Annotated in this window: 13 protein-coding genes; 6 read left to right on the top strand and 7 right to left on the bottom strand. The window is 46.3% G+C overall.

Features of this window, described 5'->3' with window-relative positions; all coding sequences use genetic code 11:
• On the bottom strand, positions 1-470 hold a 470-nt coding region (locus AC4E7D_RS03260; protein ID WP_490172374.1), incomplete at its 3' end, for a glycerate kinase.
• A gap of 106 nt (positions 471-576) precedes the next feature.
• Here AC4E7D_RS03260 and AC4E7D_RS03255 point away from each other — a divergent pair.
• The 5 genes from AC4E7D_RS03255 (at position 577) to rplT (ending at position 4,126) form a co-directional block, all read left to right on the top strand.
• Positions 577-804 carry a DUF6095 family protein gene (locus tag AC4E7D_RS03255; RefSeq protein WP_490172373.1) on the top strand — a complete coding sequence of 76 codons (228 nt, stop codon included), beginning with the start codon at positions 577-579 and terminating at the stop codon, positions 802-804.
• Positions 805-939: 135 nt separating this feature from the next.
• Entirely contained in the window at positions 940-2,892 is a 1,953-nt protein-coding gene (thrS, locus tag AC4E7D_RS03250) for a threonine--tRNA ligase (RefSeq protein ID WP_490172372.1), read from the top strand.
• A gap of 75 nt (positions 2,893-2,967) precedes the next feature.
• On the top strand, positions 2,968-3,462 hold the full coding sequence (gene infC, locus AC4E7D_RS03245) for a translation initiation factor IF-3 (protein WP_490172380.1): 495 nt from the start codon (positions 2,968-2,970) through the stop codon (positions 3,460-3,462).
• A 36-nt stretch (positions 3,463-3,498) separates the two neighbouring features.
• The gene (gene rpmI / locus AC4E7D_RS03240) at positions 3,499-3,696 is read left to right on the top strand and encodes a 50S ribosomal protein L35 (RefSeq protein ID WP_490172371.1); all 198 of its coding nucleotides are present in this window, start codon (positions 3,499-3,501) and stop codon (positions 3,694-3,696) included.
• Positions 3,697-3,781: 85 nt separating this feature from the next.
• Positions 3,782-4,126, top strand: a complete 345-nt coding sequence (gene rplT / locus AC4E7D_RS03235; protein WP_490172370.1) for a 50S ribosomal protein L20 — start codon at positions 3,782-3,784, stop codon at positions 4,124-4,126.
• 49 nt (positions 4,127-4,175) lie between these two features.
• Here rplT and AC4E7D_RS03230 read toward each other — a convergent pair whose 3' ends face one another.
• The gene (locus tag AC4E7D_RS03230; protein WP_490172369.1) at positions 4,176-4,598 is read right to left on the bottom strand and encodes a secondary thiamine-phosphate synthase enzyme YjbQ; all 423 of its coding nucleotides are present in this window, start codon (positions 4,596-4,598) and stop codon (positions 4,176-4,178) included.
• An 87-nt stretch (positions 4,599-4,685) separates the two neighbouring features.
• Here AC4E7D_RS03230 and AC4E7D_RS03225 point away from each other — a divergent pair, with 87 nt between their 5' ends.
• Complete coding sequence (locus AC4E7D_RS03225) at positions 4,686-5,489, top strand: HAD family hydrolase (protein ID WP_490172368.1); 804 nt, start codon at positions 4,686-4,688, stop codon at positions 5,487-5,489.
• Between the two features lie 5 nt (positions 5,490-5,494).
• On the opposite strand, the gene AC4E7D_RS03220 is transcribed toward AC4E7D_RS03225, so the two are convergent.
• The 5 genes from AC4E7D_RS03220 to AC4E7D_RS03200 form a co-directional block, all read right to left on the bottom strand.
• Positions 5,495-6,724 carry an asparagine synthetase B gene (locus tag AC4E7D_RS03220; RefSeq protein WP_490172367.1) on the bottom strand — a complete coding sequence of 410 codons (1,230 nt, stop codon included), beginning with the start codon at positions 6,722-6,724 and terminating at the stop codon, positions 5,495-5,497.
• Between the two features lie 70 nt (positions 6,725-6,794).
• Entirely contained in the window at positions 6,795-8,342 is a 1,548-nt protein-coding gene (gene dnaB, locus AC4E7D_RS03215; RefSeq protein WP_490172366.1) for a replicative DNA helicase, read from the bottom strand.
• Positions 8,343-8,512: 170 nt separating this feature from the next.
• Positions 8,513-9,466 carry an acetyl-CoA carboxylase carboxyltransferase subunit alpha gene (locus tag AC4E7D_RS03210; protein WP_490172365.1) on the bottom strand — a complete coding sequence of 318 codons (954 nt, stop codon included), beginning with the start codon at positions 9,464-9,466 and terminating at the stop codon, positions 8,513-8,515.
• Positions 9,467-9,508: 42 nt separating this feature from the next.
• Positions 9,509-10,408: a DMT family transporter gene (locus tag AC4E7D_RS03205; protein WP_490172364.1), complete on the bottom strand. Its 900-nt coding sequence runs from the start codon at positions 10,406-10,408 to the stop codon at positions 9,509-9,511.
• A partial coding sequence (locus tag AC4E7D_RS03200; protein ID WP_490172363.1) for an LptF/LptG family permease occupies positions 10,395-11,373 on the bottom strand: 979 nt, incomplete at its 5' end. The genes AC4E7D_RS03200 and AC4E7D_RS03205, both read right to left, overlap by 14 nt.

The raw sequence follows: 11,373 nt of genomic DNA, 5'->3' as shown, positions 1-11,373 counted from the left end.
CGGGCGTCCATAAAACGGATTCCCAGAGCCTCTGCCATACCGGTTCCCCCATCATTGGTGGCACTACCCCCCAGGCCAATAAAGATGCTATGACATCCCATTTTCAACGCCTCACGAAGCTGCATTCCTGTACCCCTGCTCGATGTTTTCATGGCACTGCGTTCTTCCGGCGATAAGAGTACAAGGCCAGCAGCCTGGGCCATTTCTATATAGGCTTCTCCCATTTCAGGATCCACCCGGAAAGGAGCCTTGATTTCACGCCCCAACGGATCTTCACAAGACGTAACTATCAATTTGGTTTTGCGATAATGGGAAACGGCGTCCAGGAATCCATCCCCGCCGTCAGAAGCTTGAATGGGGTGTAAGGTCGCATCAGGGAATATGCTCCTAATCCCCCTGCTGAGTGCCGCTACCACTTCCCCTGCTGTCAGGGAACCCTTAAATTTATCCGGAGCCAATAAAACACGCATGCCTCTTCTTTAATCTGAATGCTGCCAAAAGACTTTTTCCCATACACTTCCCGGCTGAATTAAATATAGCCTTTATTTTCTACTTTTACACCCAGCTAGTGTTGCCATGAGAACCGATAAGAAATTATTGTTAAAAGGGGTAAAGTTCCTGATGTATACCATCGGACTTATGTTCCTGGCCCCTTTCGTCCTGTACCAGGCCTTTAAAAACCAGGACCATCCGTTTTTTCTCCCTGTCTTGATAATCGGACTTGTATTTGCTGTAGGTGCGATTAGTATGGGTTTCTACAGCATTAAAATCCTGATGGATGCGGTGTTTGGGAAATCCAAGTAAATTATTGTCGCGTAAGTCACCTACCCAAGCCAACGGTATTTGCCTCCACCTGATATACAGGATTTACAAGCGCCAACTATTGCCTCCGTGCCGCCAAGGCTGTATCTTTGCTGTTTTATTTGTGATTCCATTTTTATGATTCGTATTACCCTCCCAGACGGTACTGTCAAGGAATATCCCCAGGGAAGCACTCCTATGGACATCGCCCGGTCGATCTCCGAAGGCCTTGCCCGCAATGTAATTTCGGCTAAGTTCAATGAGCAGACCGTGGAAACGGTTACCCCTTTGCAGGAGGATGGTAGCCTTGTTCTCTATACCTGGAGGGATAAGGAGGGGAAAAAGGCGTTCTGGCATTCTTCTTCCCACGTTCTGGCACAGGCACTGGAAGAATTGTACCCGGGAATCAAACTTACCATCGGTCCGGCGATTGAAAATGGTTTCTACTACGACGTTGATTTTGGAGAACATACCATTTCCGAAAAGGATTTTGCCACAGTGGAAAAACGGGCGCTGGAAATCGCGAGAGGCAAACACGAATATACAATGCGTGAGGTCTCAAAAAAGGATGCCCTCGCTTATTACCAGGAACAGGGAAATGAGTATAAGCTTGAGCTGATAGAAAACCTGGAGGATGGGGATATTACCTTTTGTGATCACTCAACCTTTACTGATTTGTGCCGGGGCGGGCACATCCCCAATACCGGATACATAAAAGCATTCAAAGTCCTCAACGTGGCAGGAGCCTACTGGAGAGGGGACGAAAACAACCCCCAGCTCACCAGGGTCTATGGCATTTCCTTTCCAAAACAAAAGGAACTTACCGAGTATCTGGAATTAATTGAAGAAGCCAAGAAAAGAGACCACAGAAAGCTGGGCAGGGAACTCGAATTGTTTACTTTTTCGAAGAAAGTGGGCCAGGGCCTGCCCTTATGGTTACCCAAAGGAGCTGCCCTGCGGGAACGGCTGGAACAATTTCTGAAAAAGGCACAAAAAAAAGCGGGCTATGAAATGGTGGTCTCTCCACATATCGGTCAAAAGGAACTCTATGTCACTTCCGGACATTATGCCAAATACGGGGAAGACAGCTTCCAACCCATCCATACGCCAAAAGAAGACGAGGAGTTTCTGTTAAAGCCCATGAATTGTCCTCACCACTGTGAAATTTATAATGCTAAACCCTTCAGCTACCGTGAACTTCCTAAGCGATATGCAGAATTCGGAACGGTCTACCGGTATGAACAAAGTGGTGAGTTGCACGGCTTAACCCGGGTAAGGGGATTTACCCAGGACGATGCACATATTTTCTGTACCGCAGACCAGCTCAATCAGGAATTTAAGAACGTAATTGACCTTTCCCTGTATGTGCTGCGGTCACTGGGACTGGAAAATTTCACTGCCCAGGTCTCGGTAAGAGACCCGGAAAACCCTGAGAAGTATATTGGAAACGCAGAAAACTGGGATAAAGCAGAGCAGGCGATCATCAATGCCGCTGAGGAAAAAGGCCTGGATTATGTAATCGAGAAGGGAGAAGCCGCCTTCTATGGGCCAAAACTGGACTTTATGGTCAAGGATGCCCTGGGCAGGAACTGGCAGTTGGGTACCATCCAGGTAGACTATAACCTGCCAGAACGCTTTGATCTCACTTATAAAGGAAGTGATAATGAGCTGCACAGGCCGGTAATGATCCACAGAGCCCCCTTTGGTAGAATGGAGCGTTTCGTAGCTTTATTGCTGGAACATACGGGGGGTAATTTTCCTCTCTGGCTGATCCCTGATCAGGCTATTGTGCTGCCAGTCAGCGAGAAACACGAAAAATATGCTGAAAAAGTTTTAAATTCACTGGAAAATCACGAAATTCGCGCGCTCCTGGATAACAGGAACGAGACCGTAGGAAAGAAGATACGGGAAGCCGAAATGAATAAGATTCCCTACATGCTGATTGTAGGGGACAAGGAACAGGAAGAAGGTACGGTTTCTGTACGGAGACATGGAGGGGAAGATCACGGTAGCATTGCTATCGAATCATTTGTAAATTTGATAGAAGAAGAAATAAACAGTACATTAAAACCGTTTGAAACGGAAGTATAATTAAAAACATAAGCCATAGCAATACGCAGAAGATTTAGACCAAGACCACGTAGGGAAATAAAAAATCCCCACAATATCAACAAGGAGATCACCGCTACAGAAGTGCGGCTTGTTGGGGATAATGTTGAAATGGGGATATATCCGATCAGGCAGGCCAGGGAAAAGGCAGAAGAACTCGGGTTGGATCTCGTTGAGATTTCACCCAAGGCAGACCCCCCTGTATGCAAGATCATTGATTACAAAAAATTCCTCTACGAACAAAAGAAACGCGAGAAGGCCATGAAGGCCAAAGCCACCAAAGTTGTGGTGAAAGAAATACGTTTCGGTCCAAATACAGATGACCACGATTATGAGTTTAAAAAGAAGCACGCGGAAAAGTTCCTGAAAGATGGGGCAAAGCTCAAGGCCTATGTTTTTTTCAAAGGCCGTTCGATCGTGTATAAGGAGCAGGGAGAAATCTTATTGCTCCGACTGGCACAGGACCTGGAAGATATCGGAAAGGTGGAACAAATGCCAAAACTTGAGGGGAAACGTATGATCATGTTCATCGCCCCCAAGACAAAGAAATAAAAGAGAAAGCGAGATAAACAGATAAACAGGAGTACGATGCCTAAAATGAAAACAAAATCCAGTGCTAAGAAGCGTTTTAAACTTACCGGTACTGGAAAAATCAAGAGGAAGCACGCTTTTAAGAGTCACATCCTGACCAAGAAAAGTAAAAAGCGTAAGCTTAAACTCACGCACGCTACGTTGGTACACGAAGCGGATGAAGACAACATCAGGCAACAATTGCGTCTGAAGTAAAAGGTAGTATTAACCATGGAGTCAGGCCCCGCAAAGTGTTGATTTCAGCAATGAATTAACCGCCTGCTACAAAAAACACAAAACAATGCCAAGATCAGTAAATTCAGTAGCCTCTAGGGCTCGTAGAAAAAAAGTTATGAAACAGGCCAAAGGATATTTTGGCCGCAGGAAGAATGTATGGACGGTTGCGAAAAACGCCGTGGAAAAGGCGATGCTGTATGCCTATCGCGACCGAAGAAACAAAAAAAGGAGCTTTCGCGCACTTTGGATCACCCGTATCAATGCCGGGGCGAGGATGCACGGAATGTCTTACTCCCAGTTTATGGGCAAGTTAAAAGCAAATAATATCAGCCTTAACCGCAAGGTGCTTGCCGACCTGGCAATGAACCATCCGGAAGCGTTTAAGGCGATTGTGCAGAAAGTAAAATAACACCGAAATTATCTCGCTAAAGGACCCTGACCAAAACGTCAGGGTTTTTTTATGTCCCGCAGGCCGTAAGCACCAGGGACCGGCTTCCACCATTATCCCGGTGTTCACAAAGATAAATGCCCTGCCAGGTACCCAGGTTGAGTCGGCCGTTGGTTATCGGGATCTGGAGCTGAACCCCTAAAAGGGCGCTTTTTATATGCGCCGGCATATCATCAGGACCTTCGTAAGTATGCACATAATAAGGTGCATTTTCCGGGACCATAACATTGAAATGCCGTTCAAAATCCCCGCGAACGGTGGGATCGGCATTCTCATTTAAACACAAACTGGCCGAGGTATGCTTGATAAATACCTGTAAAAAGCCCTGTTTTAGGGTCTGTATTTCCGGAAATTGACCGGTGATGTCCCGTGTAATCAAATGAAAACCTCTTGGATAGGGTTTAAGTCTGACTTCTTTCTGGAAAATTTTCATTTGTATCGCCTTCTGGTAATATTTCCTTAAAGGTATCCGAAATTTAAACATAAAAAATACCTTTGTCTCTTTGTAGCACCTCGCAGCATGGATTTATCAAAAGTAAAACTGGTCGTAACAGATATGGATGGCACCTTGCTGAATACAGAGCATCAGGTGAGTCCGTATTTCTTTGAACTTTACCAAAGGCTCAAGGAAAAAGGAATCCGTTTTGCTGCGGCTAGTGGACGGCAACACAACAGCATTGCTGAAAAACTGTCCCCCATACAGGACGAGATCTTCATTATCGCCGAAAACGGTGGAATAGTTACGGACCAGGGAACGGAAATACTTCATACCCCGCTAGATCCTGGGGTAATAAACAGGATCCTAAATGTCGTAGAGCGCCTGGAGGGTTCAAAACCTGTGCTGTGCAGCAGAGACAACGCCTATATCCTGAAAAGCCAGGTCGAGTTTGTAAATAAACTGAAAGAATACTACACACGATTTGAATTGCTTCACGATTTAAAGACCTTCGAAGGCGAGGTCATAAAAATTGCGGTATTTCACTTTGATGGTTCCGAGGAGCACCTCTATCCGGAACTGAAAAAATTCAACTCCGAGTTAATGGTGAAGGTTTCCGGGGAAAATTGGCTCGACCTCTCCCACAACGATGCAAACAAGGGATACGCACTCACGCGGATTCAGGAAACTTACAGTATTTCAAGGGAAGAAACGCTGGTTTTCGGGGACTATAACAACGACCTTGAAATGATGGAAAAGGCGGCTTATAGTTTTGCCATGGCCAATGCCCATCCCAATGTCCTGAAGGCTGCCAGGTATAAGACAGTTAGCAACAACGAAATGGGTGTGGAGCGTATTTTGGAACAGTTACTTGCCCAACTGAATTAATAGAATCAGGTTTTTTGTTTCTTCTTCCGGGCAGCAGGAAATAGCACATTATTCAGGATCAATCGATAGCCCGGCGAATTGGGGTGCAGTTCGAGTTCGGTTTTAGGGTCCCCTACCCTATGCTGGTAATCTTCAGGATCGTGCCCCCCGTAAAACGTAAAAAATCCCTTGCCCTTGATCCCATGGATGTAGCGGGCTTCACCGTTAATTTTGTTTTCGCCAAGGATCATGACGGTAGGTTTGATCTCATCGGGGTTAAAGGCCGTCGTCTGTCCCATAAATCCTTTCACCAGAGCGGTATGATTTTGCGTCAGCATAGTAGGTACCGGATCCCACTTGGCCGAAAATTCCATTAGGGAGAAATAATCCGATTCCGGTGCCACATTATCGCGCTTTCTCGTCATATCGATGGAGGAGAATTCGTAGCGCAGCGGGCTTCTTTCCAGTGTGAAATCCGTAAAGGCAAAGGTGTTGCTGTAGTCCAGCGCGCGCTGGTAATTTGGATCAGAGGGGTCTCCGTCGAACATAGGTTCGCAAATGTCTACCCCTTCGGCGGCCAGGGCGATATCAAAGCTATCCGTGGCAGAACACATAGCGAACATGAACCCCCCTCCTATAACATAGTTCCTTATCTTGATAGCTACCGCGAGTTTTTCATCAGATACCTTGCTGAATCCCAGTTTTGCCGCAAGGGCCTCAGCATTGCGCTTCCCTTCAATGTACCAGGGCGTGGCACGATAGGCACTGTAAAATTTACCATATTGCCCTGTAAAATCCTCGTGATGCAGGTGCAGCCAGTCATACAATACCAGCTTATTATCCAGCACCTCTTCATCATATACGGTCACATAGGGTATTTCTGCATAGGTAAGCACCATGGTGACCGCATCGTCCCAGGGTTGTTTGTCCTTAGGGGAGTAGACCGCAATTTTAGGTGCCTTTTCAAGGATTACCGCCTCCTGGTTCTGTGAGGGGCTGTTAATTGTCTCCAGAATGGATTGTGCCTGATTGTCTGAAAGGACCTCGAAGGATACGCCTCTTATCTGGCATTCCTTTCGAATACGGTCCCCGTCTGGCAACAGGAAGGATCCACCCCTGTAATTCAACAACCATTGAACTTTTTGCTGTTGGCTGAGTACCCAGTAAGTGATCCCGTATGCTTTTAAATGATTTTCCTGGCTTTCCGCATCCATAGGGATCAGGATGACCGATGCGTTTGCCTGCAGGCTGAGCATCAGGAATAGGCCAATTAACGATGTGCGTAGGCGTACCCCAGGGGATTTAACCTTAGGTGAAAATGTTGTATTAAAACGGAACTTCGTTGTCATCAGGGTCGAGATCATCATTCATCGCGCTTCCAAAGGCCTCATCTGTAGAGGGGAAGCTTTTGGCGACAAAGGGATTCTCCCCATCAACATTCATCTTGGATTGGAACTCGAAGGGGGAATCAAAGTCATCCAAGTTATCAAATTTACCCAGTTGGGCAATGAACTTTAACCTAATATTATCGAGGCCTCCGTTACGGTGCTTCGCGACGATGAATTCTGCCTGACCCTGGGTTGGGGTCCGTTCTTCATCGTCCCATTCGTCAATTTTGTAGTATTCCGGCCGGTAGATAAAGGACACGATATCGGCATCCTGTTCGATAGCACCCGATTCCCGCAAGTCAGAAAGAATAGGCCGCTTGCTCCCCCCCCGGGTCTCAACAGCTCGTGATAACTGCGAAAGTGCGATAACGGGCACATCCAGTTCCTTTGCAAGGGCCTTGAGGTTCCTGGAAATGGTTGAAATCTCCTGTTCCCTGTTGCCCCCTTTCTGGCTGCTACCGGCAGTCATGAGCTGAAGATAATCCAGAATGATCAGGCGGATCTTGTGCTGGGAAACCAGTCGCCGCGCCTTTGCACGCAGGTCAAAAATGGAGAGTGATGGGGTATCGTCAATAAACAAAGGCGCCTTTTCAAGCGATTTTACCTTTACATTGAGTTGCTCCCATTCATGCTTTTCCAGCCGGCCGGTTCTCAGCTTTTCGGAAGAAAGGCCGGTTTCTGAAGAAATAAGCCTTGTTATCAGTTGCACAGATGACATTTCCAGGGAGAAGAATGCCACCGGGATATTAGAATTTACCGCCATATTACGCGCCATAGAAAGGGTTAGGGCTGTTTTACCCATACCCGGACGGGCCGCAATGATGATCAGGTCACTCGGTTGCCAACCAGAAGTGAGTTTGTCCACTTTGTCAAAGCCAGAAGGTATGCCACTCAATCCTTCCTTGTTGGAAATTTCCTCGATCTTCTTCTTGGCCATGATGACCAGGTTCTGCGCAGTTTCTGCAGAGCGTTTCAGGTTCCCCTGGGTGACCTCGTACAATTTGGCTTCTGCATTGTCCAGGAGGTCAAAGACATCGGAACTGTCATCGTAGGCATCCTCGATAATCTCGCTTGAAATCTTAATCAGGCTGCGCTGTATGTATTTCTGAAGGATAATTCGGGCATGGAACTCAATATGGGCTGAGGAAGCCACTTTTTGGGTCAGTTTAATGAGGTAAAAATCACCTCCCACCTGATCTAACCTCCCGGCCTTCTTCAACTGGGCCGAAACGGTTAATAAATCCACTGGTTCACTGCTTTCAAATAACGTGAAGATCGCTTCGTAAATGTAACGATGTGCGTCTTTATAGAAAACATCCGGGTGCAGAATATCGATTACCTCATCCACTCCCTTTTTGTCGATCATCATGGCTCCAAGCACAACCTCCTCTAAATCAACAGCTTGAGGGGGTATTTTGCCTTTCTCGAGCGAAATGACAGCAGTTTTACCAACTTTATGGCCTAGTATAGGGCTCGCCTTGTCCATGAATACGAAAGTAGGGATTTAACCTTTAGTTAACTTTAAAAATACAGCCTGTGATATTCACCACTAGTTAACAAAATCGATGTTAATAAGTTACGAATTAATGTTCATAACCAGAAAAAAGGTCCTGTTAACTTTTCTGAATTCTTAAGGAGTGCTGATAAACAGAATACTTAGCCACTAAACACCCCCATTTGGGCGTATTTATCCATACGGGTAGCCACCAGTTCTTCTGGTGATAACTTTTTAAGTTCCGTGTAGTGTTTCAAAATTTTATTCTTGACAATATCGAAAGCCTTTTCACGGTTGCGGTGTGCTCCCCCTGCAGGTTCCTTTACGATCTCATCAATAAGCTTTAATCTTTTCATGTCTGAAGCCGTTAGTTTCAGGGCTTCTGCGGCCTGTTCCTTGTACTCCCAGCTTCTCCACAGGATGGAGGAACAGGATTCCGGAGAAATCACAGAATACCAGGTATTTTCGAGCATAAGCACTACATCTCCTACCCCGATACCCAGAGCGCCCCCTGAGGCACCTTCTCCAATAATAACCACAATGATCGGGACTTTGAGCCGGGTCATTTCCAGGATATTCCGTGCTATAGCTTCTCCCTGACCGCGTTCCTCGGCTTCAATTCCGGGATAAGCACCGGGCGTATCTATAAAAGTGACCACCGGAATCCCAAACTTCTCTGCGGATTTCATCAGCCTGAGGGCCTTTCTGTAGCCTTCCGGGTTGGCCATCCCAAAATTTCTAAACTGCCTGGTTTTGGTATTGTGCCCTTTTTGCTGACCGACAAACATAAAACTTTGATCCCCGATTTTTCCAAGCCCCCCAATCATGGCCTTATCGTCCTTTACGGAACGGTCTCCATGCAATTCAAGGAAGGTATCCCCACAGATGGCCCGAATGTAATCCAGGGTATAGGGCCGGTCTGGGTGACGGGAAAGTTGAACCCGCTGCCAGGCGGTTAGGTTTTTATAGATATTCTTCTGGGTTTCCGCCAGTTTTTTCTCGATCTGCTTACAGGTTTCCGTTACATCAACATCACTCTCCTCGCCGATAATCTGGCATTTTTCTAACTGTTCTTCCAGTTCTTTTATTGGCAACTCAAATTCCAGGTATTCCATGTGTTCTTTAGATTAGTCAGTCCAGCAAGCAAATATAAAATATTAATGCATATCCCCTGCTTTGTCTTTGGTGCCTTTGATTTTGATAACTCCATTGATCACGACCGTTATCAGAATAACCAGGGCCCCGAGGTAGAAAAGGGCATCCATCTTTTCGCTCTCCCCAAAGATCACAAAGGCCAGGAGAATCCCATACACCGGTTCCATATTAATCGTAAGCATAACTGTATAGGGGCTTACAAAACGCATAACCTTAACCGAGGCGATAAAAGCGTAGGCCGTACAAACAGAAGCCAGTACTGCAAGGTACACCCAGTCCATCGGGATCAGACTAAAAAATGAAGTGTCAAACTGCCCCTGCACGCCAAGCAGCACGGATAGAAAGAGGGCCCCTATGGATAATTCATAAAATGAGATGGTGGCCGGTTTGTTCGTCCTAATGAGCTGGCCATTGATCAGAGTAAAGATGGCCCCCAGGAATGCGGAAACGAGGGCCAGCAAAATCCCCCATCCGTATTGGGTATTTACCTGGTAGATCAAGGAAAGCCCGAGGATGACCAATACGGCAAAAAGAATTTCATACAAGACAAACTTGCGGCCATACCAGAGGGGCTCCAGAAAAGCCGTAAAAAGGGCGCCGGCCGACATGGTAGCCAGGGCTATGGATACATTGGACGCCTTTATTGCCGAGAAGAAGGTGACCCAATGCAGGGCAATCGTGATCCCGCCAAGAAGGAGCATACCAAAGGTCTTTCGTGAAACTTTCAGGGAAGATCGCTTAAAACGGATATAGCCATATATCAACAAGGAGGCAATGCCCATTCGGTACCAGACCAACGGGAGGGCATCAATAGTTATGAGCTTCCCCAAAATAGCGGTAAACCCCCAAATAAAAACAATGAAATGGAGCAGCAGGTAACTTCTCAGGTTATCTTTTTGCATTTTGCAACAGATATATGCCCAGCAGGCCAAAGGCCAGATTCGGGATAATTACCGCCAATAAAGGAGAAAACCCCGATTGTTCTGCCAGGGTTCCAAACACCTTGTCAAAAAAGATATAAATAAAAGCCACACCTATACCAAAAGCCAGGTTGACACCCATGCCCCCCCTTCGCTTTACCGAGGAAACCGCTACTCCGATTATGGTCAGAATAAAGGCCGCAACCGGCAGGGCCCATCGCTTGTACTTAACCAGGATATAGGTGTTAATATTGGATGCCCCTTTGCGTTTCTGGGTTTTGATAAAGGAGTTGAGTTCAAACAAATTTTTGGTCTCAGCAATGTAGGATACCGGCGTGAGGTCCTCAATCTTGAAGTTGAAGACCGTATCAAGGCGTCTTCTGGTTTCCATAAGTTCCTTTTCCCCCTGCAGGTCGCGTTTGGTGTAGGTAGTAAGGCGGTAGACACTGTCTGCAGGTACCCAACGAATATTCGCTGCAGTAATCTTATAATCCAGTTTTTGCTCTTCATTGAAATGTTCAAAGGTAAAATTGTACCCGATTTTTCGCGCCGGGTCAAAGCTGCTCACATATATAAAATCATTTTCGTTGAGTTGATTGAATATATTACTGGTGACACGGTCTTTCTTGCCCTTCTTCAGGTATTTGTACTTGAATTCATTAAACCCCTTGCTGGCATTGGGAACTATAAACATCCCCATGAAGAACATAATTACAGCAATAATAGTAGCCCCGATCCAATAGGGGCGCAAAAATCTCCGGTAGGATACCCCGGAACTCAGGATGGCAACGATCTCTGTATTGCTGGCCAGTTTAGAGGTAAAGAAGATGATAGAAAGAAAAAGGAAGATCGGAAACAGAAGGTGCCCGATGTAGATCGTAAAATTGAGGTAATAGATCAGAATTTCATTCAGTGGGGCCTCATTGTCGATCATCTTCCCGATCTGT

Source organism: Lentiprolixibacter sp., assembly GCF_982873095.1.
The sequence above is the reverse complement of the archived record's forward strand: the minus strand, read 5'-3'. Positions and strand labels throughout refer to the sequence as shown.

Coding starts and splice junctions, on each gene's coding strand:
- AC4E7D_RS03255 (WP_490172373.1), top strand. CDS start 577: ATGAGAACCGATAAGAAATTATTGTTAAAAGGGGTAAAGTTCCTGATG.
- thrS (WP_490172372.1), top strand. CDS start 940: ATGATTCGTATTACCCTCCCAGACGGTACTGTCAAGGAATATCCCCAG.
- rpmI (WP_490172371.1), top strand. CDS start 3,499: ATGCCTAAAATGAAAACAAAATCCAGTGCTAAGAAGCGTTTTAAACTT.
- rplT (WP_490172370.1), top strand. CDS start 3,782: ATGCCAAGATCAGTAAATTCAGTAGCCTCTAGGGCTCGTAGAAAAAAA.
- AC4E7D_RS03230 (WP_490172369.1), bottom strand. CDS start 4,598: ATGAAAATTTTCCAGAAAGAAGTCAGACTTAAACCCTATCCAAGAGGT.
- AC4E7D_RS03225 (WP_490172368.1), top strand. CDS start 4,686: ATGGATTTATCAAAAGTAAAACTGGTCGTAACAGATATGGATGGCACC.
- AC4E7D_RS03220 (WP_490172367.1), bottom strand. CDS start 6,724: ATGCTCAGCCTGCAGGCAAACGCATCGGTCATCCTGATCCCTATGGAT.
- dnaB (WP_490172366.1), bottom strand. CDS start 8,342: ATGGACAAGGCGAGCCCTATACTAGGCCATAAAGTTGGTAAAACTGCT.
- AC4E7D_RS03210 (WP_490172365.1), bottom strand. CDS start 9,466: ATGGAATACCTGGAATTTGAGTTGCCAATAAAAGAACTGGAAGAACAG.
- AC4E7D_RS03205 (WP_490172364.1), bottom strand. CDS start 10,408: ATGCAAAAAGATAACCTGAGAAGTTACCTGCTGCTCCATTTCATTGTT.